The 22,023-nt window shown below is 72.2% G+C and carries 16 protein-coding genes; 2 read left to right on the plus strand and 14 right to left on the minus strand.

The features are described 5' to 3' along the window. Window positions 1-49 precede the first annotated feature (49 nt). The 7 genes from ACWEN6_RS34970 to ACWEN6_RS35000 all read right to left on the minus strand — a co-directional run bounded on the left by ACWEN6_RS34970 (window position 50) and on the right by ACWEN6_RS35000 (window position 10,050). Window positions 50-1,063 (minus strand): zinc-dependent alcohol dehydrogenase, encoded by a 1,014-nt coding sequence (locus ACWEN6_RS34970; RefSeq protein ID WP_452576350.1) that lies wholly within the window; start codon window positions 1,061-1,063, stop codon window positions 50-52. A gap of 80 nt (window positions 1,064-1,143) precedes the next feature. Next, window positions 1,144-1,932, minus strand: a complete 789-nt coding sequence (locus ACWEN6_RS34975; protein ID WP_452576351.1) for an IclR family transcriptional regulator — start codon at window positions 1,930-1,932, stop codon at window positions 1,144-1,146. 26 nt (window positions 1,933-1,958) lie between these two features. Next, window positions 1,959-2,897, minus strand: coding sequence for a ribonuclease Z (locus ACWEN6_RS34980; protein WP_452576352.1), 939 nt, complete (start codon window positions 2,895-2,897; stop codon window positions 1,959-1,961). A gap of 8 nt (window positions 2,898-2,905) precedes the next feature. Continuing rightward, on the minus strand, window positions 2,906-3,793 hold the full coding sequence (locus tag ACWEN6_RS34985) for an alpha/beta hydrolase (protein WP_354928882.1): 888 nt from the start codon (window positions 3,791-3,793) through the stop codon (window positions 2,906-2,908). A 119-nt stretch (window positions 3,794-3,912) separates the two neighbouring features. Next, entirely contained in the window at window positions 3,913-5,700 is a 1,788-nt protein-coding gene (locus ACWEN6_RS34990; protein WP_452576353.1) for a S9 family peptidase, read from the minus strand. Continuing rightward, window positions 5,660-7,489 (minus strand): N-acetylglutaminylglutamine amidotransferase, encoded by a 1,830-nt coding sequence (locus tag ACWEN6_RS34995; protein WP_452576354.1) that lies wholly within the window; start codon window positions 7,487-7,489, stop codon window positions 5,660-5,662. The genes ACWEN6_RS34990 and ACWEN6_RS34995 overlap by 41 nt, the downstream gene beginning before the upstream one ends. After that, window positions 7,489-10,050, minus strand: coding sequence for a carboxylate--amine ligase/circularly permuted type 2 ATP-grasp protein (locus tag ACWEN6_RS35000; protein ID WP_354928873.1), 2,562 nt, complete (start codon window positions 10,048-10,050; stop codon window positions 7,489-7,491). The genes ACWEN6_RS34995 and ACWEN6_RS35000 overlap by 1 nt, the downstream gene beginning before the upstream one ends. Before the next feature lie 256 nt (window positions 10,051-10,306). Here ACWEN6_RS35000 and ACWEN6_RS35005 point away from each other — a divergent pair, with 256 nt between their 5' ends. Then, entirely contained in the window at window positions 10,307-12,763 is a 2,457-nt protein-coding gene (locus ACWEN6_RS35005) for an N-acetylmuramoyl-L-alanine amidase (RefSeq protein ID WP_452576355.1), read from the plus strand. A gap of 146 nt (window positions 12,764-12,909) precedes the next feature. Here ACWEN6_RS35005 and ACWEN6_RS35010 read toward each other — a convergent pair whose 3' ends face one another. From ACWEN6_RS35010 to ACWEN6_RS35035, 6 genes are all read right to left on the minus strand, one after another. After that, window positions 12,910-14,304 carry an NAD(P)/FAD-dependent oxidoreductase gene (locus ACWEN6_RS35010; RefSeq protein WP_354928913.1) on the minus strand — a complete coding sequence of 465 codons (1,395 nt, stop codon included), beginning with the start codon at window positions 14,302-14,304 and terminating at the stop codon, window positions 12,910-12,912. Between the two features lie 66 nt (window positions 14,305-14,370). Then, window positions 14,371-15,270: an ABC transporter permease gene (locus ACWEN6_RS35015; protein ID WP_452576356.1), complete on the minus strand. Its 900-nt coding sequence runs from the start codon at window positions 15,268-15,270 to the stop codon at window positions 14,371-14,373. Further along, on the minus strand, window positions 15,267-16,121 hold the full coding sequence (locus ACWEN6_RS35020) for an ABC transporter permease (protein WP_354928864.1): 855 nt from the start codon (window positions 16,119-16,121) through the stop codon (window positions 15,267-15,269). The genes ACWEN6_RS35015 and ACWEN6_RS35020 overlap by 4 nt, the downstream gene beginning before the upstream one ends. A 4-nt stretch (window positions 16,122-16,125) precedes the next feature. Then, window positions 16,126-17,397: an ABC transporter substrate-binding protein gene (locus ACWEN6_RS35025; RefSeq protein WP_354928861.1), complete on the minus strand. Its 1,272-nt coding sequence runs from the start codon at window positions 17,395-17,397 to the stop codon at window positions 16,126-16,128. 8 nt (window positions 17,398-17,405) lie between these two features. Then, window positions 17,406-18,557 (minus strand): ABC transporter ATP-binding protein, encoded by a 1,152-nt coding sequence (locus ACWEN6_RS35030; RefSeq protein WP_354928858.1) that lies wholly within the window; start codon window positions 18,555-18,557, stop codon window positions 17,406-17,408. A gap of 64 nt (window positions 18,558-18,621) precedes the next feature. Then, window positions 18,622-20,055, minus strand: a complete 1,434-nt coding sequence (locus ACWEN6_RS35035; protein ID WP_354928855.1) for a gamma-aminobutyraldehyde dehydrogenase — start codon at window positions 20,053-20,055, stop codon at window positions 18,622-18,624. Window positions 20,056-20,271: 216 nt separating this feature from the next. Here ACWEN6_RS35035 and ACWEN6_RS35040 point away from each other — a divergent pair, with 216 nt between their 5' ends. Next, complete coding sequence (locus ACWEN6_RS35040) at window positions 20,272-20,772, plus strand: Lrp/AsnC family transcriptional regulator (RefSeq protein WP_354928852.1); 501 nt, start codon at window positions 20,272-20,274, stop codon at window positions 20,770-20,772. Between the two features lie 31 nt (window positions 20,773-20,803). On the opposite strand, the gene ACWEN6_RS35045 is transcribed toward ACWEN6_RS35040, so the two are convergent. Beyond that, window positions 20,804-21,940, minus strand: a complete 1,137-nt coding sequence (locus ACWEN6_RS35045; RefSeq protein ID WP_452576357.1) for a DivIVA domain-containing protein — start codon at window positions 21,938-21,940, stop codon at window positions 20,804-20,806. Window positions 21,941-22,023 lie beyond the last annotated feature (83 nt).

Here is a 22,023-nt window from a genome sequence, read left to right on the forward strand (position 1 = left end):
CACGCGCGAGGCACGGTGGTCGCCACCACGCGTGCGCGGCGGGCGCGAGTCACCGGCGGGGGTCCACGTGGACCTTGGGGGCGGGGGCCCACCCGGGCGGGCGGTGTCCGGCGAGCACGCCGGAGACCTCCTCCAGGGGCACGGTCGCGGCCACCAGCGGGCGCGGGTCCACCGCGCCCGAGGCGTACAGCTCGATCGTCTCGGCCATGCCGCCGAAGCCGCTGAGCACGCCGACGGCGGTGACGTCCTTCAGCGCGACGGCCCTGCTGTCGACCAGGCTCGGCCCGGAGGACAGGCCGATGAACACCACCCGCCGTCCCGGTTCGACCAGGTCCACGGCGAGGGCGGGCAGCGCGGGGGCGCCTGAGGCGTCGATCACGGCGTCGAAGCGCAGGCGGGGCAGCGTCTCGCGGGTCCAGACGTGCGCGAAGCCGAGGGAGCGGGCGAAGTCCAGGGACGGGGCGGCGAGGCCGAGCAGGTGCACCTCGGCGCCCCGGGCGGCGGCGATCTGGGCGGCGAGCAGGCCGATCGTGCCCGGGCCCATGACCAGCAGCCGCTCCCCCGGCTCCAGCGCCGCGCCGCGGACGGCGCGCAGCGCGTTGCCGCCCGGCTCGGCGAGCGCACCCAGCGCCGGGTCCATGCCGTCGGGCAGGGGGTGCAGCGCCGTCACCGGCACGGGCAGCCTCTCGGCGAGGGCGCCGGGCCATCCGTTGCGGATGCCGACCTCGTACCGGTCGGCGCACACGTGGCGGCGTCCGCTCGCGCACCGGTCGCAGCGCCCGCAGCCGAGCATGGTGTCGCCGGTGACCCTGCGGCCGAGCCAGGACGGCTCGACGCCGTCGCCGAGGACGCGCACGACGCCGCACCATTCGTGGCCGATGCGGACGGGGTAGCGGGCCTGGCCGTTGTGCAGGTAGGACATGTGGCCGGTGAGGAACTCCATGTCGGTGCCGCACACTCCGGCCCGTTCGACCTCGACGACCACCTCGCCGGGGCGCGGCTCGGGCGGCGCGACGTCACGCACGGCGGACGCGCCGGGACCGGTGACGACGAAGGCGCGCATCTCTCACCGCCCCGGCGTGGCCCGCGGGCCTGGACGGCGCCCACGGGAGCGGCGGGACGGTGCCTTGGGCCGGCCGTGGGTCATCGCGGGGTCTCGTGTTCGGCGACCATGGCGCGGATGGCGGGCACCTGGTCGACCAGCCGGCTGAGGGGCGTGCGGTAGGCGGGCGCTGAGACGCTGACCGCGCCGCTCGGCACGGTCGGGGAGGTCAGGAAGGCAGGGACGGCGACGCAGACGATGCCGGGCTCGTTCTCCTGGTCGTCGGTGGCGTACCCCCGCTCGCGGGTGGCGCGCAGTTCGGCGGCCAGCGCCCGCGCGGTGGTGACGGTGTTGCCGGTGCGGCGCTCGAGTGAGCGCCCGCCGGCCCAGGCGGCGACGGCGGCGTCGTCGGGCAGCGCGTGGGACAGGAGCATCTTGCCCACGGCGGTGCAGTGGGCGGGGTTGCGCCCGCCGACCGTGGAGGTCAGCTTGACGGCGCCGAGCGGCGGGTCGGCCTTGGACCGGTAGACGACCGTGGCGCCGTCCAGGATGGCGTAGTGCGCGGTCTCGCCGTAGCGCTCGGCCAGGGAGTGCAGCACAGGCCCGACGCGGACGTGGTCGGGGCGCGCCTCGTGGTGGGCGAAGGCCAAACGGAGGAACTCATCGCCCAGCACGTAGTGGCCGCGGCCGTTCCTGGTGGCGAAGCCGAAGCGCGCCAGCGAGGCCAGCGCGCGGTGGACCGTGGGCTTGGGGCTCGCGGCCGCGCGGGCCATCTCCTCGAGCGTGACGCCGTCGGGGTGGCGGGCCAGCTCGGCGAGGATGGCCAGCACGCGGCCGGCGCCGACGAGGCGTCCGGCGTCCTCGCCTGTCGTGTCGCCGTCGTCCGCCACGTTCCACATGGTAGACCACTATTTCACTATTTGGAACTCAGGTCACCGGCTCGGCGGCGGGACGGCACGGGGACGCGGGTGAGGTCCTCGGCGACGACGATCTCGCCGGCGAAGTGGCGGGCCGCCTGGGCGCCGAACAGCGCGGGGTCGCTGTAGCGCTGGGAGAAGTGGGTGAGCACCAGGCGCCGCACCCCGCACTCACGGGCCACGCGGCCGGCCTCGCCCGCCGTGAGGTGGCCGAAGTCGCGGGCCAGGCGGGCGTCCTGGTCCAGGAACGTCGACTCGATCACCAGCAGGTCGGCGCCGTCGGCCAGGGCGAACACCCCCTCGCACAGCCGGGTGTCCATGACGAAGGCGAACCGCTGGCCCGGCCGGGGCACGCTGACCTCCTCCAGCGTGACCGTGCGCCCGCCGGCGCGGAGCGAGCCCTCGCGCTGCAGCTCGCCCACGCGCGGGCCGGAGATGCCGTGCCGGCGCAGCCGTTCGGGCAGCATCCGGCGCCCGTCCGGCTCGACCAGCCGGTACCCGAAGGCGGGCACCGGGTGGTCCAGGGGATGGGCCTCCAGGCGGCCGGACCGGTCCGCCGCGATCACGCCCGGTGACACGACCGGCTGCGCGATCACCGTGGCGGTCTCGTGGTAGGAGCTGGCGTGGCGCAGCCGGGCGAAGTAGTCGGCGCCCGACGCGGGGAAGTGGGCGTACACCGGGTGCGGGACGCGGTCCAGGGACATGCGCTGGATCACGCCGGGCACCCCGAGGCAGTGGTCGCCGTGGAAGTGGCTGATCAGGATGCGGTTCACGTCGGTCGCGGCGACCCCCGCCATGATCATCTGGCGCTGGGTGCCCTCGCCCGGGTCGAACAGCAGGCCCACGCCGTCCCAGCGCAGCAGGTAGCCGTTGTGGTTGCGGCGCCGGGTGGGCGTCTGGCTGCCCGTCCCGAGCACGACGAGTTCGCGCGAGGACACCGGCCGGCCTACAGGTGCCCGGCGAGGAACCGGGCCGTCGCCTCGACGGCCTGGGTGACGTAGGGCTCGGTGTCGTACAGGTCGATGTGGAGCTTGGCGTCCAGCCAGACGATCTGCTTCGGCTCGCCCATGCGCTTGTAGGCCTCCTCGGCGCCCTCGGGCGAGCAGAAGCGGTCGACGACGCCGTGCACGATCAGCCCCGGCTTGGGCGACAGGAAGTCGGCGCCCATCATGTTGTCCACGGTGATCAGCTCGCGGATCGACGCGCGGGTGACCTCGTTCACCCACGAGGACGCCGCGGAGCGCTCGGTGCCGTAGTAGGCGAACGGCTCCTCTCCCGGCATGGCCGCCTCGCCCGACTCGGCCACCGCGGGGATGTACTCGACCGCGCCGCCGCGGTCCTGCCGTTCGAGGGCCTCGGTGAGGGACGCCAGCGCCTGCTGGTAGCCCTGGTCGGTCATGCCCGACCGCATGGCGTAGGGGTCGTTGTAGGCCCCGGCGATGCCCACGAAGACCTTGACCCGCGGGTCGAAGGCGGCGAAGCGGAGGGCATACCCGGCGCCGAGGCAGATGCCGACGGCCCCGATCCGGCCGCCGTCCACCGCGGGCAGGCCGCGCAGGAAGGAGACGGCGGCGCGCAGGTCGCGCAGTTTGCCCTGCGGGTCCTCCTGCCGCCGGGGCTCGCCCCCCGAGGCGCCGAAGCCGCGGTGGTCGAAGGCGAGCGTGAGGTAGCCGGCGTCCGCGAGCCTCGCGGCGTACAGGCCGGTCACCTGCTCTTTGACCCCGGTGAACGGACCGGTGAGCACCAGCGCCGGGTGGGGCCCGTCGCCGGGCGGGACGCGCAGGTCGCCGGCGAGCGTGACGCCGTCGGCCTGGAACTGAACGTGATCGGCCATGCCCCAAGTCAACCCCATCGGAGCCCCCGGCGGCTCCCCGATCACCGCCGGGCCGGACGGCACAGCCCCGCACGGCCCCGCGCCGCCTGGACGCCGCGAGCCCGTGCGGGCATGACCGGTCAGCAGAGCCAGCGGTCGCACCAGTCGACGACGGCGTCCATGAAGGCGATCTTGTTGGCCTTGCGGACGGTCTCGTGGCCCTCGTCCTCGAACAGCAGGTAGCGGCACGGGACGCCCCGGGCCGTCGCGGCGGCGACGACCTGCTCGGCCTCGTGGACCGGGACGTTGGTGTCCTGCGCCCCGTGGACGACCAGCAGCGGGGCGGTCAGCCGGTCGAAGGCGTGCAGCGGCGACAGCGACCACAGCAGCTCGCGGTCGGCCACCGGGTCGCCGTACTCGCTGACGGCCGCCGCGGCGATCCAGGGCTCGGTGCGGGCGTAGAAGGTGGCGAAGTCGGCCATGCCGCACACGTCGACCCCGGCCCGGAACAGTTCGGGATAGGTCACGAGCGCGGCGAGGGTGAGGTAGCCGCCATAGGAGCGGCCCATGCAGGCGACCTTCGCCGGGTCGGCGACGCCCGCGTCGACGAGGAACCCGGCGCAGTCGGCGACGTCGTCGATGGCGTGGAAGCGCAGCGCATGGTTGTCGGCGTCCTGGAAGGCGCGCCCGAAGCCGGAGGAGCCGCGCACGTTGGGCGCGAAGACGCTGACGCCCGCCGAGAGCAGCCGCTGGAACAGCGGGTTGAAGCCCGGCCGCTCCTGGCTCTCGGGACCGCCGTGCAGCCAGATGGCGCACGGCCCCGCGCCGCGCCCGGCGCGGTAGAGCCAGCCGGTGAGCTCCAGGCCGTCCCTGGCGGCGAAGCGGACCAGCTCGGCGTCCACCTTGTGGGGCAGCGGCTCGTCCCCGGCCACCCGGTGGTAGACGCCGGTCGCCAGGTCGCACAGCAGCACGTGGGAGGGGGTGTCCGGTGACTCCCCCGCCATGACGGCCAGCGCGCCGTCCAGCGACAGCCGCGCGGAGGTGACCACCTCCACCGGCGGCGGCGGGAGTGGCCGGGTGGCGCCCTCGATCAGGTCGGCGACCTCCAGCTCGGAGCGCCCGGCGAGGTTCCAGGCCAGCAGGGCGACGGTGCCGTCCATGCTCACCGCGAACCGGTCGAGCTCGGCGTCGGGGCGCTCGGCGACGACGCGCGGGGCGCCGCCGACGGGCATGGCGATCAGGGCGGTGCGGTCGCGGCCGGCGTTGGAGCGGATGTAGGCGACCTCGCCGTCCGGGGACAGCGCGCCGAGGTCGGTCGAGGGCGGCAGCAGCGGCCGCTCCTCTCCGAAGGGCAGGTCGGCGACCGCCATCTCGCGCATCCCGCGCGGGCCGTGGCGCAACAGGGCCCGGCGGTGGTCGCGGCTGACCGCGCTCGGCCACATCAGCGGGCCGGCCGCGATGGTGTCGCGGTGGCCGAGGCGGGCGTCGATGAGCACCGCCTCGGTCGCGCCGGAGCCCGACAGCTCGGCGACCAGCAGCGTCGAGCCCTGCCCGGTCCAGCGGACGAACACCGCCGAGCCCCTGGCCGGGCTGCCGGTCGGGCCGGCGAGCAGGCGGCGGTCGGCGCCGTCCGGCCGCGTCGCCCACACCTGGGTGTGCTCTCCCCCGCCGGGTGACACCGTGACGGCCAGCCACTCGCCGTCCGGCGACCACAGCACGTCGCCGACCGGCTCGGGGCCGGTGTCGAGCACCCGCGCGCGCCGCGCGCCGTCGCGTTCGAGCGGCTGGACCCACACGCGTGGGGAGCCGTCGCGGTCGCTGACGTAGGCGACCGACCTGTTGTCGGGCGACAGGGCGGGCGATCGGCAGATCCATGAGATGTCGACGTCAGACTCCTTGTGCTTGCAACCACAACTCCAGGAGTCCAAGTTGCCACAACGCGTTGGCTCCCAGGGTCGTTCGGTGCTCACCGGGCGCGGCGAGCAGCTTGTCCACCATGGCGGGCCGGAACAGGCCGCGGTCGCGGGCCACCTGCCCGGTGAGGGCGTCGCCGACCAGGTCGAGGAAGGGCCCGTGGATGTGGCGGATGGCCGGTACGGGGAAGTAGCCCTTGGGCCGGTCGATGACCTCGTCGGGGACCAGGCCGCGCGCGGCGGCCTTGAGCACCCCCTTGCCGCCGGAGGCCAGCTTCAGCTCCGGCGGGCAGGTGGCGGCCAGCTCGACCAGCTCGTGGTCCAGGAACGGGGTGCGGGCCTCCAGCCCGAAGGCCATCGTCATGTTGTCGACCCGCTTGACCGGGTCGTCGACCAGCATGACGCCGGTGTCCAGGCGCAGGACGGCGTCCAGGGCGGTGTCGGCGCCGGGCATGGCGAGGTGGCGGCGGACGAAGTCGCCGCTGACGTCCTCCTCCAGCAGGTAGTCCGGCTGGAGGATGCGGGCGAGGTCCTCGTGCGGGCGGTCGAAGAAGACCTTCGCGTACACCTCGGCGGCGTCCTCGCGCGCCACGTCCTCAAGCGGCGGGTACCAGTCGTAGCCGGCGAACACCTCATCCGCGCCCTGGCCGGACTGCACCACCTTGACGTGCTTGGACACCTCCTGCGACAGCAGATGGAAGGCGACGCAGTCGTGGCTGACCATCGGCTCGCTCATCGCCGCCACGGCGCTTTCCAGGGACGGCAGCAGCCGCAGGTCGTCGACCATGATGCGGTGGTGGTCGGTGCCGAAGTGCCGGGCCACCAGGTCGGAGTAGGCGAACTCGTCGCCGGACTCCCCGCCCGCCGCGTGGAAGCCCACGCTGAAGGTCGCCAGGTCCCGCTGGCCCTCCTCGGCCAGCAGGGCGACGATCAGGCTGGAGTCCAGGCCGCCGGACAGCAGCACCCCGACCGGCACGTCGGCCACCATGCGGCGCCGCACGGCGGCCCGCAGGGCGTCCAGCACGGCTTCGCGCCACTCGCCGGGGCCCATCTCCTCCCGCCCGGCCCGCAGCACGTCGAGCTGCACCTCGCCGCTGCCGGGGGCGCCGCCGGCCGGGCGGGCGTAGGGCGGGTTCCAGTAGTGGTCGTCGCTGCTCGTGCCGTCGGGCTCGATGGTGCGGACCGTGGCGGGCGGCAGCTTCTCCACACCGGTCAGGATGGTGCGGGGCGAGGGCACCACCGAGTGGAAGGTCATGTAGTGGTGCAGCGCCACCCGGTCGATGTCGGTGGCCACGCCACCGCCGGCCAGGAGCGCGGGCAGGGTGGAGGCGAAGCGCAGCCGGGCGGCGTCCCGGGTGAGGTAGAGCGGCTTGATGCCGAGCCGGTCGCGGCCGAGGACGAGCCGGCCGGTGTCGCGTTCGGCGACGGCGAAGGCGAACATGCCCTTGAAGCGCTCGACGCAGCGTGGGCCCCAGTGGCGGTAGGACTTCAGCAGCACCTCGGTGTCGGAGGTGGAGAAGAACCGGTAGCCCTCCGCCAGCAGCACCTCGCGCAGTTCCCGGTAGTTGTACAGGCAGCCGTTGAACACCCCGGTCAGGCCGGCCTCGGCGTCGACCATGGGCTGGGCGCCCCGGTCGGACAGGTCGATGATGCGCAGCCGCCGGTGCCCGAGGGCGACCGGGCCGAGCGACCACAGGCCGGTGCCGTCCGGCCCCCGGTCGGTCATGGTCTCGGTCATGCGCTGGACGGCGCCGATGTCGGCCGCGCGGCCGTCGAACCGGATCTCTCCGGCGAGACCGCACATCAGAGGGCCTCCTTCAGCAGCCAGGTGTCCTTGGCCCCGCCGCCCTGGGAGGAGTTGACGATCATGCTCCCGGCGGGGGCGACGCGGGTGAGCGCCGCGCGCGGGACGACCGCGTCCTTGCCCAGGAACACGAACGCGCGCAGGTCGACGGCGTGCGGGCGCATCCGCTCGCCGTCGAAGGTGGGGTGGGTGGACAGGGCGATCGTCTCCTGGGCGACCCACCGCTCGGGTTCGGCGAGGATGCGCTCGCGCACCTGCTCCAGCTCCCGCGCGGAGGCGTGCTCACCGATGATCACTCCTTGGCCGCCGTAGCCGTCCACCGGCTTGACCACCAGCTCCGGCAGGCGGTCGAGGACCTGCTCGCGGTCCTCGGGCTCGCGGCACAGGTAGGTGGGGACGTTGGCGAGCAACGGGCGCTCTCCCAGGTAGTAGTCGATGAGCCGGGGCACGTAGCGGTACAGGCTCTTGTCGTCGGCCACGCCGTTGCCCGGCGCGTTGGCCAGGGTGAGGGCGCCGCTCTCGACGGCCTCCAGCAGGGCGGGGCCGAGCGGGCCGCCGAGCAGGTCGTCCTCGTCGATCCTGCGGTACAGCAGGTCCACCCGCCGCCCCGCGGCGTACACTGCGCCGTCGCGGACCGACAGGTCGCCGGGCTCGGCCAGGACCGCGCCCATCTCCTCGGCGAGGGTGCGGTGCTCGTAGTAGGCGGGGTCGGACGGTCCGGAGGTCACCACGCCGAGGACCGGGTCGGAGGCGGGGGAGGCCGCGAGCAGCGCCTCGCGCAGCAGCCCGGCGGCGCCCTCGGGGTCCAGGACGCCGGCGCGGTCGAGTTCGGGCAGGGCGTGGACGGCGGTGCGGCGGTTGCCGACCGCGTAGCCGATGCCGGAGGGCACCCTGAGGTTGTCCTCCAGGACGACCCAGCGTCCGGCCCCGTCGCGGGCGACGTCGAGGCCGGCGACCGAGGCCCTGATCGCGGCGCTGTGCACCCGCCAGCCGGCGGGCCGGTAGCCCGGGGACTCGTCCACGATCCAGGCCGGGATCACCCGGTCCTTGATCACCTCGCGCCGGCCGTAGACGTCCTGCAGGAACGCCTCCAGGGCGCGGACCCGTTGCGGCATGCCGCCGCTGATCTTGGCCCAGTCGTCGCCGGCGATCAGCCTCGGCACCAGGTCCAGGGGCATCTTGCGGTCGTCTTCCGCGCCCTCCCGGCCGGGCCCGCGGTCCTGCGCCCCGTCCTGCCCTTCGGCGTTGAACGTCATGCCGGTCTCGTTCATGCGGGCGTCGCGCAGGGCCTCGCGCCGGCACAGCTCCGCAGAGCCGAGCTTGTCGAGGATCTGGAAGACCGGCTGGTAGGGCTCGCGCACGATGCCCTCGATCACGGCCTCGTCCTGCACCCCCCGGTAGTCCTCCAGCAGCTCGGTGGTCAGGCGCGGGATGGGGCCGCCGAACTCCGCCTGCCAGCCGTCGGAGCGGGTGGCGGCGACCAGCCGATCCACCACGTCGGCGAAGGTGCCGCCGTGCGCGAGGATCTGACGCTGGCGGTCGGCCGAGCTTCCCCGGCCGATCGCGTACTCGGCCAGCGTGGTGACGGCCTCCCAGTCGCCGGTGGCCGATAGCTGGGGCCGCAGGTCGTCGAGCATCCGCCTGATCACCTCGGCGGCGGGCCTGGCCGTGCCGTCGGCCGGGTCGACCAGGGCTCCCTCCATGCCTGACCTGGCGGCCCGCCAGGTGGCGGCCCGCACCAGCTCCATGGGGATCTCCTGCTGGACGGGCCCGTCGTTCTCGATGGCCTCCAATTCGCGCATGACGAGCGCGCGGAACACCCCGGCCAGCAGCAGGACGTCCTCCACCCGGGGGCAGGCGTCGCACATGCGCATCTCGACCGTGGACACGTGCGCCGAGGGGCGGACGTCGAAGTAGATCATCCCGGGATCGCTGATCACGCCGGAGCGCACCAGGTCGGCGACCATCCGGTCGTACTCGGCGGCCGAGGAGAAGCGGCGCACCGGCCCGGTGGTGGGCCAGCGCTGCCAGACCAGGGTGCGGGAGCTGGCGTACCCGCTGTCAGCGCCCATCCAGTACGGGGAGCTCGCGCTGAGCGCGAGCAGCGGCGGCAGCCACCGGGCGACGCGGTGGGCCACCTCGACGGCCAGGTCGCGGTTGGCCACGTCCACGTGCACCTGCGCGCCGCAGATCAGCTGCTCGCGGGTGAGGAGCTGGTAGTCCTCCAGCATCTTCTCGTACCGCGCGTCCGGCGAGACCTTGAGCGCGGCCCGGTCGACCAGCGGCACCGTGCCGGCGGCGACGATGCCGAGCCCGAGGCCGTCGGCCGCCTCGACGACCGTGCGGCGCAGCGCGGTCAGGTCGTGGCCGAGGTCCTCCAGGCGGACGTAGGGACGGCTGTTGGACTCCACGACCGAACGCTGCAGCTCATGGGTGAACCGCTCCTGCGGTAAACGCTCGAGCAGGCTCTCGGCGCGAGGCACCAGGTGACGCGTCTCGAGGTCCACGACGTGGAATTCCTCTTCGACACCTACGGCGATCGATTCCCCGAGACCGGACATCCCACCATCCTTATTACGCCCTCTAGCAGGGGTTGATTGATGGCCTACTGCCCATAACGGAGCAAAATGCACGTCACACCGCAACTCGCAGGGTGTGATTTCGGGGGAAGACGCCCAGAGTGTGCCGTACTACTACTTTGCTGCCGATCTTAACCGTTTCTTTACTCGATGCCCTGGCGCGAAGCGACGTCACGGCGATGTGATGGCTCAGGCCCGGGAGCCTCCACTCCCGGGCGGTCGAAAAGGAGTCACATCCGTGAAATCTCCAGCACGCAGCATGGCCGTGGCGGGCGTGGCCACGGCCTTTCTGCTGTCGGCCGGCTCCGCCGCCCTCGCGACGAGCGCCGGCCCCGCCTCAGCCCCCTCCGTCTCCTGCGCCGCGACGGTGGCCGCGCCGACGCGCGAGGCCGCGTTCGCGGAGGCCGCCAAGGCCTCCCGCGTGCCCGAGGCGCTGTTGAAGGCCGTGTCCTACATGCAGTCCCGCTGGGACGACCACCAGGGCCGCCCGAACGGCGACGGCGGCTACGGGCTGTTCGGTCTGAGCGCGCAGGCGCCCCCGGCCCAGGACGGCGCCGGCAAGGGCCGCACGGCCGCGCCCGCGAGCCAGATCGACACCGCCGCCGCCCTCACCGGCCTGTCGCCGGTCGCCCTCAGGCAGGACGCCAACGCCGGCGTCTGCGGCGGCGCCGCCGTGCTGGCCTCCTACCACCGGGGCGGCGAAGGGCTCGGTGGCTGGCGCGACGCGGTCGCCCGCCTCGGCGGCAAGAAGGACTTCGTCCCGCAGGTGTACCGGATCCTGAAGGACGGCCAGAGCCGCCTCACCCAGGACGGCCAGCGGGTCACCCTGCCCGCCGACGCCTCGGTCCCCGTGCCCGCCCAGGCGGCCGCCGTGGAGATCGACTGCCCGGCGGGGCTGGACTGCGAGTGGATCGAGGCGCCGTACGCCAAGGCGAAGGCCACCGACCCCGACGGCACCACCGCCTACGGCAACCACGACCTCGCCGACCGCACCGGGCCAGGCGGGCCGAAGCTCAAGTACATCGTGATCCACGACACCGAGGGCTACTACGACCCCTCCATCCGGCTGGTCCAGGACCCGACCTACCTGGCGTGGAACTACACCATCCGCTCCTCCGACGGGCACATCGCCCAGCACCTCGACCCCAAGGACGTGGGCTGGCACGCCGGCAACTGGTATGTGAACATGCACTCGATCGGCATCGAGCACGAGGGCTTCGCCGGCACCGCCGCGTGGTTCACCGAGTCGATGTACCAGACCTCGGCCGCGCTGGTGAGGCACCTGGCGGCCAAGTACGGCATCCCGCTGGACCGCGCGCACGTCATCGGCCACGACCAGGTGCCCGGGACCGTGCTCGGCGCCACCAAGAGCGTCCACTGGGACCCGGGGCCGTACTGGGACTGGGACCACTACTTCGAGCTGCTCGGCGCCCCGGTCGGCGGCGCGCGGCCGGCCACGGCCGACGTCGCGCCCGGCGACGTGGTCGAGGTGCGCACCGGCTACGCCGGCAACCCGCAGACCGTCACCGGGTGCGCCGCGGCCTCCCCCAACTCACCCGAATGCGTCCCCGGCGCGGGCACCAACTTCGTCCCGCTGCACCAGGCCCCCTCCGACGACGCGCCGCTTGCCAGGGACCCGGGCTGGAAGCCGGCCGGCGCGGACGGCACGACCTACGCCAGCGACGTCAGCGCCCGCGTGACCTCCGGGCAGAAGCTCGTCGTGGCGCAGGTGCAGGGCGACTGGCTCGGCGTGTGGTGGGCCGGGTCGCTGACCTGGCTGCACAACCCGGCCGAAAGGCCCGTCGCGGTGCGCGCCCTGGCCAAGACCGTCACGGCCGCCCCGGCGACGACCCCGGCGAACATCTACGGCCGCGCCTATCCCGAGACCTCGGCCTACACCGGCACCGGCATCCCGGTGCAGGCGCTGTCGCCGCTGGAGTACAAGATCCCCGCCGGGCAGGAGTACGCGGTCAGCGACGACGACGTCGTCACCGACTACTACCGGGCGACCACCTTCGACGGGTCCGCGCCCGGCGACCGCACCGACCTGAAGGGCCAGGACCGGTACTACCAGCTCTGGTACGCCCACCGGCAGGTGTTCGTCCGCGCCGCCGAGGTGGACCTGAACGAGGCCCGCAGGCCCGCGGTGACCGCCACCGCGGCCCCGGTGATCAGCGGCGCCGCCGCGGTCGGCGGCGAACTCACCGCCTCCAGCGGCTCCTGGTCGCGGCAGGTGGCGGGCTTCACCTACCAGTGGTCGGTCGGCGGGGCGCCGGTCTCCGGCGCGACCGGCCCGACGTTCCGTCCCCGTCCGGCCGACCTCGGCAAGGCCGTGACGGTCACGGTGAGCACCGACGACCCCTACCTCGCCCCGGCGTCGGCGACCTCGCAGCCCACCGCGCCGGTCGCGCGTGGGACGATCGCCCCGGGCCGGGCGCCGGCCGTGACCGGCGCCGCCAAGGTCGGCCGGACGCTGACCGCCTCCCCCGGCACCTGGACGCCGTCCCCCGACAAGGTCGCCTACCGGTGGTTGCGCGACGGCGTCCCCGTCAGGGGGGCCACCGGCCACGCCTACCACCTCACGGGACACGACCGCGGGGCCAGGATCTCGGTCCGGGTGACGGTGTCGGCCACCGGCTACAACCCCGCGACCGCGACCTCCGCGCCCACCGCGAAGGTGCGCTCAGAGCACTGATCTCCGGTACCGGCCCCGGCCCTCGCGAGCCGGGGCCGGAGCCGGTGCCGGTCCGCCGGCGACCGGCCGCCGAGCGCGGACGACCGATCACCGGTCCACCGATGGCCGGTCACCGGTTCGCCGATGACCGGTCGCCCGCCTCGCGTTCAGGAGTCGAAGCCGAGCCCCAGCCGGTCCAGGGTGCGCAGCCAGATGTTGCGGCGGCCCTCGTGGGCGTCGGCCTGCGCGATCGACCAGCGGGTGAGCTGGATGACGCCCGACCTCAGCGGCTCCGGCGGGAACGGCACCGGCTTCTCGCGGACCATGCGAAGCTCGGTGCGCTCGGTCGGCTCCCCCGACAGCAGGTCCAGCATCACGTTGGCGCCGAACCGCGTCGCGCCGACCCCGAGCCCGGTGTAGCCGACCGCGTAGGCCAGCCGTCCCCGGTGCGCCTTGCCGAAGAACGCGCTGAACCGGCTGCAGGTGTCGATCACCCCGCCCCAGCGGTGGGTGAAGCGGACCCCCTCCAACTGGGGGAAGGTCGTGGAGAAGTGCGAGGCCAGCGTGGCGAAGGTCGCGTCGCGCTGCTCGTACTCCTGCCTGACCCGGCCGCCGTTGTAGTACACGGCGTCGTAGCCGCCCCACAGGATGCGATTGTCCTCGGTGAGCCGGTAGTAGTGGAACTGGTTGGCCCCGTCGCCGATGCCCTGCCGGTTGCGCCAGCCGACGGAGGCGAGCTGCTCGGGTGACAGCGGCTCGGTCATCAGCGCGTAGTCGTACACCGGCACGACGAAGTTCTTCAGCCGGCCGAGCAGCGGCGGGAAGACCCCCGTGCCGAGGGCGACCTTGGCGGCGCGCACCTTGCCGTGCGGGGTGGTCAGCTCGATGGCCGTCCCGTCGTCCCTGAGCGAGCGCACCGGGCTGCGCTCGTAGATGCGCACCCCGAGCGACAGGCACGCCTCGCGCAGGCCCCAGGCGAGCCGCGCCGGGTCGAGCATCGCGCAGCCGTCACGGTCCCACAGCCCGCCCGCGTAGGTGGGCGAGGCCACCTCGGCGCGCACCTGGTCCCGGTCGAGCAGACGGTGGTCCATGCCCAGCTCGCGGGCGATCTCCACGTCCTGCGCCATGCCGTCGAGCTGCCACGGCTCGGTGGCCACGTGCAGCTCGCCGGTGCGCTCGAAGGCGCAGTCGATGCCGTACCGGGCCACCGTCCGCTCGATCTCGTCGAGGTTGTCCCGGCCGAGCCGCACGAGGGTGGAGATCTCCTGCGGCCAGCGCGCCAGGCCGTTGGCGAGCCCGTGGGTGAGGCTGGCGACGCAGAAGCCGCCGTTGCGCCCGGAGGCGGCCCAGCCGACGCGCCGGCCCTCGAGCAGGACGACGTCGAGCGAGGGGTCGCGTTCCTTGGCCATGAGGGCCGCCCACAGGCCGGAGAACCCGCCGCCGACCACGGCCAGGTCGGCGGCCGTCTCCTCGAAGAGCCGCCGCAGCGGCTCGGGTTTGTCCGGACTGTCCAACCAGTACGGCTTACGCTCCGCGTCAGCCAGTGCTTTCAGCGGATCCACGAATTTCACGTCCCTACGAACTGCGTCGTATGTCCCGGCAGGGTGGCCGGGTGATGGTCTCCCGCGTCAGGTGCGACGGCGGGAGGTCACCGTGTTGATCACGGCGATCGCCACGCCGACCGCGAAGATCAGCGTGCCGAGGATGTTGACCTGTGGCGGGACGCCGATGCGGACGGCGCCGTAGATCCACAGGGGGAAGGTGGTGGTCGTGCCGCTGGTGAACTGGGTGATGACGAAGTCGTCGATCGACAGCGCGAACGCCAGCAGCGCCCCGGAGATGACACCCGGGAGGATCATCGGGAAGGTGACCCGCCAGAAGGTGATCCAGGTCGACGCGCCCAGGTCGCGCGCGGCCTCCTCCACCGAGCCGTCCAGGCCGACGACCCGGGCCCGCACGGTCACCGCGACGAACGACACCGAGAACAGCACGTGCGCGATGACGACGGTCCAGTAGCCGGTCTGCACGCCCATGCTGATGAACAGCGACAGCAGCGAGGTGCCCATGACCAGCTCGGGCGAGGAGATCGCCGCGAACATGACCAGGTTGGTGGCCCCCTGCCCGCGGAAGCGGTAGCGGCCGAGGGCGATGCCCATCAGCGTGCCGAGCGCGGTGGTGACGGCCGTGGCGATCAGCGCGATCGAGATGGAGTTCCACAGGGCGCCGGTCAGCTCGGGGTAGTCGCCGAGCCGCCCCCACCACTTGAAGGTGAAGCCCTGCCAGCTCACGTTCGACTTGCTCTTGGTGTCGTTGAACCCGAACACGATCATCACGGCGATCGGGAGGAACAGCCACACCAGCACGAGCCAGGTGTAGGCGAACAGCACGCGGTCGCCCTTGCGGGAACGTCCGCGGCGCGGCGGCCCCGGCGCGGGCGCCTCGGCCCGCGGCGCGGTCGCGGTGCTCACCGGGGTGCTCACCGGGGTGCTCGCCGGAGGGCTCGGAGGGGTGCTCGCCGGGCCGCTCATCGGGCCGCCGCCTCGAGGACGTTCTCGGTGCCGAGGGCCCGGGCGTAGACGAAGATGCCGACGAGCATCACCGCCATCAGCGTGAACGACAGCGCGGCGCCGACCGGGTAGTTGTTGTTCGTCAGGTACTCCGTCTGGATGATGTTGCCGATCATCGTGTTGGCCGGGCCGCCGAGGATCGCGGCGTTGACGTAGTCGGAGGTCATCGGGACGAAGGTCATCAGCACTCCGGCGAACACCCCCGGCAGGGACAGCGGCAGCACGATCTTGGTGAACGACTCGCGGGGCGTGGCGTACAGGTCGTGGGCCGCCTCCACCACGCGGGGGTCCACGCGCTCCAGCGCAACGTAGATCGGCAGGATCATGAACGGCATGTAGCAGTAGGTCAGGCCGCCGATGACCGCGACCGAGGTCGCCAGGATGTGGAAGTCCGCCGGCAGCATCCCCGCGTCCTTCAGCGGCTGCAGCAGGATGCCGTCGTCGGCGAGCAGGAACTTCCACGACACCGTGCGCAGCACGAACGACACGAAGAACGGCAGCAGCACCAGCAGCAGGTAGGTCGACTTGCGGCTGCCGCCCTTGAAGGCGATCCAGTACGCCACCGGGTAGGCGAGCGCGATGGCCGCCACCGTGCCGGCGAGACCATAGCCGACCGACCGCAGGAACTGCGTCTTGTACTGCACCAGCGCGTCGGTGTAGTTGGCCAGGTGGAAGGTCTGGACGAAGCCGTACACGACGTCGCCCTCCTGGGTGGAGACCGAGGCCATGAACACCAGCGGGACCACCAGGAACAGCACCAGCCACAGCCCGCCCGGGAGGATGAGCAGATAGGGCGCGAGCTTGCGTCTCATGGCGCTAGCCCTGGGCGATCGGCTGGAAGATGCGCTCGAAGACCTTCTCCTCGGCCGGCGTCAGGGTCTTGTAGGTGCGCAGCTTGGCCAGGTCGGACTCCGACGGGAAGATCAGCGGGCTGCTCGCCAGCAGTTCGAGCGACTTCTTGTCCTCCCCGCTCGCCTTGGCGGCGTCGGCCTTGACGACCTGCTGGGCGCCGGGCACAGGGGTGATGTAGTTGATGTACTCGGCCAGGGCCGCCGCCACCTCGGGCTTGTACACGTAGTCCATCATGGCCAGGGCGTCGACCGGGTTCTGCGCGGTCTTGGGGATGCACATGTTGTCGGTCCAGATCGTGCCCCCCTCCTGGGGGATCACGAACTTCAGATCCTGGCCCTCGGCGATCTGCTGGAACACGTCACCCGACCAGGCCATGCAGATCCAGATGTCGCCGCGCACCAGCGCGTCCACGTAGTCGTTCTCGTAGTACTTGCGCACGAGCCCGGCGTCGCGCTGCTGCTGGAGCTTCTGGCCGGCCTTCTCCCAGTCGGCCTGGGTGGACTTGTCCGGGTCGATGCCGAGCGCGAACAGCCCGAAGTTGGCGATCTCCTGGGTGTCGAGCAGCATGCCGACCTTGCCCTTGTACTTGGGGTTCCAGAGCTCCTGGATGCTCGCGATCTCCCCGTCGACGTACTTGGGGTTGTAGGCGATGCCGGTGATGCCCGACTGCCACGGAATCGTGTAGGTGTTGTCCGGGTCGTAGGTGGGGTTCTTGTACTTGGCGCCCGCGTTGGCGGCGAAGTTCGGCAGCTTCTCGTGGTCGAGCGCCACCAGGTAGCCGAGCGCGATCGCCCGGGTCAGCTGGATGCCGTTGGTCATCACCATCAGGTCGTAGCCGATGTCCTGGCCGGCGGCGAGCTGCGGCTGGATCTTGCCGAACCAGGTGGAGTTGTCCTGGATGGCCTCCTGGTAGGTGACCTTGATGCCCGTCTCCTTGGTGAACTTCTCCAGGGTCGGGTACTTCTTGCCGTCCTTGTCGATGTAGAGCGGCCAGTTGGCGAAGCGCAGCGTCCCGTTCTTGGTCTTGTCGGCCCAGTAGCCGGCGGCCGCGCTCGGCTTGGGCGGCTCGACCTTCTTGCCCTGGACGCCGCAGGCCGCCAGGCCCATCGCGGCGGCCGACAGGCCCGCCAGGCGCAGGGCGTCACGCCGGCTGACGCCGTCGCCGCCACGGTTCGGGGGCAGGCCGCGACGCTGGGTCAGGCCACGCAGGAACGCGAGATCACGAGGAGGGGTCATGAGGTGGTTCAACTTCCTATCGCGTACGAGTGGTGCGGCTGCCAGGACAGCCAGACGGAGTCACCGCGCTCCGCCGTGATGCTGCTGTCGTTGGCGTTCTGCTCGAAGACCGTGAACTCCGCCCCGCCCGCCAGGTTCACGGCATAGCTGTTGTAGGTGCCGAGATAGGCCACCTCGGCCACGGTGCCCCGTACGGCGCTGAGGTCCGCGACGGGCTCCTCCCGCGAGATCCTGATCTTCTCGGGCCGGACGGTCACCTCGACCGGGCCGTCCAGTCCCGTCCCCTCGGCGACCGGCACCAGCACGCGGTCACGCTCCCCGAGCCGCACCATCGCCATGCCCCCGTCGACCCGCTCGGCCGTGCCGGCGAGCAGGTTGGAGGTGCCGATGAACCCGGCGACGAACTTGGTCGCCGGCCGCTCGTAGATCTCCCTCGGACCGGCCAGCTGCTCGACCAGGCCGTCGTTCATGACGGCGATGCGGTCGCTCATGGTGAGCGCCTCGTTCTGGTCGTGGGTCACGTACACGAAGGTGATGCCCACCTCGCGCTGGATGCGCTTCAGCTCGATCTGCATCGCCTGGCGCAGCTTGAGGTCCAGCGCGCCGAGCGGCTCGTCCAGCAGCAGCGCCCTGGGGTGGTTCACCAGCGCCCGGGCCAGGGCGACCCGCTGCTGCTGACCGCCGGACATCTCGCGCGGCCGGCGCTTCTCGCGGCCGGTGAGGTCCACGATCTCCAGCATCTCGCCGACCCGCCGCCTGAGCTCCTGGTCGGGGACGCGCCTGCGCCGCAGCCCGAAGGCCACGTTCTCCCAGACGTTCATGTGCGGGAACAGCGCGTAGGACTGGAAGACCATGTTCACGTCGCGCTTGTTCGGCGGGACGTCGGTGACGTCCTGCCCCTGCAGCCGTACGGCGCCCCGCGTGGGGTCCTCGAACCCGGCGATCATCCGCATGGTGGTTGTCTTGCCGCAGCCCGAGGGCCCCAGCATGGAGAAGAACTCGCCTTCGGAGATCGACAGGCTGACCCCTTTGACGGCCTGGACGATCTCCCCGTGCGCTTGGTATTCCTTGACGACCCCGTCGAGCTCGATGGCGGGCACCGTGGAGATGTCGGAGGCGACCGCGGAGGCCGCCTCCTTGCCCGCCTGGATATCCGTCATTCCAGGCTTATCCCTTACCTATGTCGGCGGCGTGCGCCGATGTAGTGCGTGTGGTGCTCGGTGATCACTCACCGATGTAGTGCATGACGTGCTTGACCCGGGTGTAGTCGTGCAGGCCGAAGACCGACAGGTCCTTGCCGTAGCCCGAGTGCTTGAACCCGCCGTGCGGCATCTCAGAGACGAACGGGATGTGGGTGTTCACCCACACCACGCCGAAGTCCAGCCGCCGCGACATCCGCATGGCCCGGCCGTGGTCGGAGGTCCACACCGACGCCGACAGGCCGTACTTCACGTCGTTGGCCTTGGTGAGCGCCTCGGCCTCGTCGGAGAAGGTCTGCACCGTGATGACCGGCCCGAACACCTCGGTCTGGATCATCTCGTCGTCCTGCTGGAGCCCGTCGACCACCGTCGGCTCGAAGAAGTACCCCTTGTCGCCCACGCGCCGCCCGCCGGTGACGACCTTGGCGTGACCGGGCACGCGCTCAAGGAAGCCCTCGACCCTGGCCAGTTGGCCGGCGTTGTTGAGCGGGCCGTAGAAGGCGTCCTCGACCTCCAGGCCGCCGGTCCTGGTGGCCGCCGCCGCCTCGGCCAGCGCGGCGAGGAACGGCTCGTGGATGCTCTCGTGGACCAGCACCCGGCAGGCCGCGGTGCAGTCCTGGCCCGCGTTGTACAGGCCGGCGCCCGCGATCGCCTCGGCCACCGCGGGGATGTCCCTGACGTCCTCGAACACGACGACCGGCGCCTTGCCGCCCAGCTCCAGGTGCACCCGCTTGAGGTCGTCGGCCGCCGACTTGGCGACCTGGACGCCCGCGCCCACCGAGCCGGTGATCGCCACCATCGACGCCGACGGGTGCCCCACCACCCTCGCGCCGGTCTCACGGTCGCCGACGACGACGTTGAAGACGCCGGGCGGGAGGATCTCGCCGATGATCTCGGCCAGCTTCACCGTGGACACCGGGGTGGTGTCGGAGGGCTTGAGCACGACCGTGTTGCCGGCCGCGAGCGCCGGGGCGATCTTCCAGACCGCCATCATCATCGGGTAGTTCCACGGGGTCACCTGGCCCACCACGCCGATCGGCTCGTGGCGGATCACCGAGGTGTGGTCGGCGAGGAACTCCCCGGAGGTCGGGCCCTCCAGCGTGCGCGCGGCGCCCGCGAAGAAGCGGAAGTGGTCGGCCGCCGGCGGGATCTCGTCCTCGGCCATGCGCACACGCGGCTTGCCCGTGTTGCGGCACTCGGCCTCGACGAGCTCGTCGGCCCGCGCCTCGATGGCGTCGGCGATCTTCAGCAGGTGGCCGGCGCGCTCGCCGGGGGTGGTCTGGCCCCACGACTCGAACGCGGCGAGCGCCGCGGCGTAGGCCGCGTCCACGTCCTCCTGCCCGGAGACCGGCGCCTGGAGGTAGACCTCCCCCGTGCTCGGGTCGATCACGTCGGAGAACTGGCCGCTCTTGGCGTCCGCGAGCTCACCATTGATGAAGTTCTGCAGACGGCTGGTCAACGTTGACCTCCTCTGGAGGTGGCTGAGTTGTCGCGACTCTGACAGAGGCCAGGGGCTACGACAAGGGATTTCGTCGCGAATATATCAAATTGCTACGAATTCGCTTGACAGGGCACGACGAGCTGACAACATGTCGCACCAGGACCGCAACATGGCGGGAACAACTCCGTAATCGCCGCGCTGTAGCGGTCTCGGGTGCTGAGGAAGGACGCGGAGATGACGACGCCGCCGAAGGCGCGACGGGACAACAACCACGACGCCAAGCCGGGTCCGGTGGTGCTGGACGAGATCTCCAAGCAGATCATCGAGCAGTTGCAGACCGACGGGCGCAAGCCCTACGCCGCCATCGGCAAGGCCGTCGGGCTCTCGGAGGCCGCCGTGCGCCAGCGGGTGCAACGCCTCCTGGACGCCGGCGTCATGCAGATCGTGGCCGTCACCGACCCCCTCACCCTCGGCTTCCCGCGCCAGGCCATGATCGGCATCAAGTGCGAGGGCGACCTGGAGACGGTCGCCGACAAACTGTCGTCCATCGACGAGATCGACTACGTCGTCCTCACGGCCGGCTCGCTGGACATCATGGTCGAAGTCGTCTGCGAGGGCGACAGCCACCTGCTGGAGATCCTCGGCAAGATCAGGGCCATCCCCACCGTGCGCGCCACCGAGACCTTCGTCTACCTCAAGCTGCGCAAGCAAACCTACTCCTGGGGCACCCGCTGACCGGCACGGGGCCCGCCACCGCCGCACGCCGTCACACGGGCTGGCCCTGCTCCCCGACCAGGGCCTCGCGGCGGTCCAGGACGCCGGCGATCTCGGCGAGGAACGCGTCCACCTGGGTCACGGCGTAACCGGTCTTGAACACGACGGTGGAGAAGGTCGCCTTCCTCACCTGCTCGGCCGTCAACGGGTGGTCACCGGTGCCGCGCAGGGTCGCGACCACGTGGTCGAGGAAGACGTCCACCTCGTCCTCGTTGTAGCCGGCTCCGAGCCGGGCGGGCCGGAACAGCACGCGCTCGACCCGCGCCGCCTGCTCCTCCAGCCAGGCCGCGGCCGGCTGGCCAGTCCCGGACCGCTCGGAGGACGCCTCCCCCGCCTCCGGCGCGGCCGGGCCGCGTGCCGTCACCTTGGGCATTCCCGGCAGCGTCGGCGCGTCGTCGTCTTCCTCCGAACCACTGGAACCCTTCGCGCCTTTGACGCCCACCCTGCTTGTGGCGCCCTCCGCGGTCGCCTGGCCGTCCCGCGCCCCGGACGGCGGCGCGGTCACGGACGGCCCGGGCATCGGGGCGGCCACGGAGGGCTCGGGCACCGGGGCGGCCTGCGGGGCGGAGAAGGCCGGCGCGGACAGCGGGTCGGCCGGCTCGAACAGGGAGGCCGGCCTCGGCGTGCCGGACGCCGGAGCGGGACGGAACGGCTCGAACGCCGGCCTCGGCCGGGTGGACTCCGGCGGACCGGGCGGCTTCGGCCAGGCGGGGTCGGACGGGGCGGCCTGCTTGGGCCGGGCGAACTCCGAAGGGGCCGCCGGCCTGGGCCAGGCGGACTCTGCGGCGGCGACCGGCTTGGGCCAGGCGGACTCCGCGGCGGCGGCGGGCGACGCGGCCACGGGAGCGGCGGCGGACGGTGAAGGCGCGGAGCCGGGAGCCCCCGTCGCGGCCGTATCGCCGCGGATCTCCACCGCGATCACGAAGGCGTCGAGCGCGTAATCGACGGCCGTCTCGTTGTATCCCCCCAATTTGGCGTTGAAGCGAGCCGAGCGGATCTCCTCGGCGGTGATCGGCGGGCCGTCCAGGACGCCGCGGCCGAGGGTCGCCTCAATGCGCTGAATAAGCGCGTCGACCTGGTCAGGGTCATAGCCGGTCCGCACGCCGAGCACGCGGGGAAAGCGGTTCACGCCACATCCTCCAGGTTCACACCCCGGCCATTATTTCCCTCCTTTACCATTCTGAACGTATGACATGGGGAAATCCAGGAAGT

The sequence above is a fragment of the Sphaerisporangium sp. NPDC004334 genome, assembly GCF_053602655.1.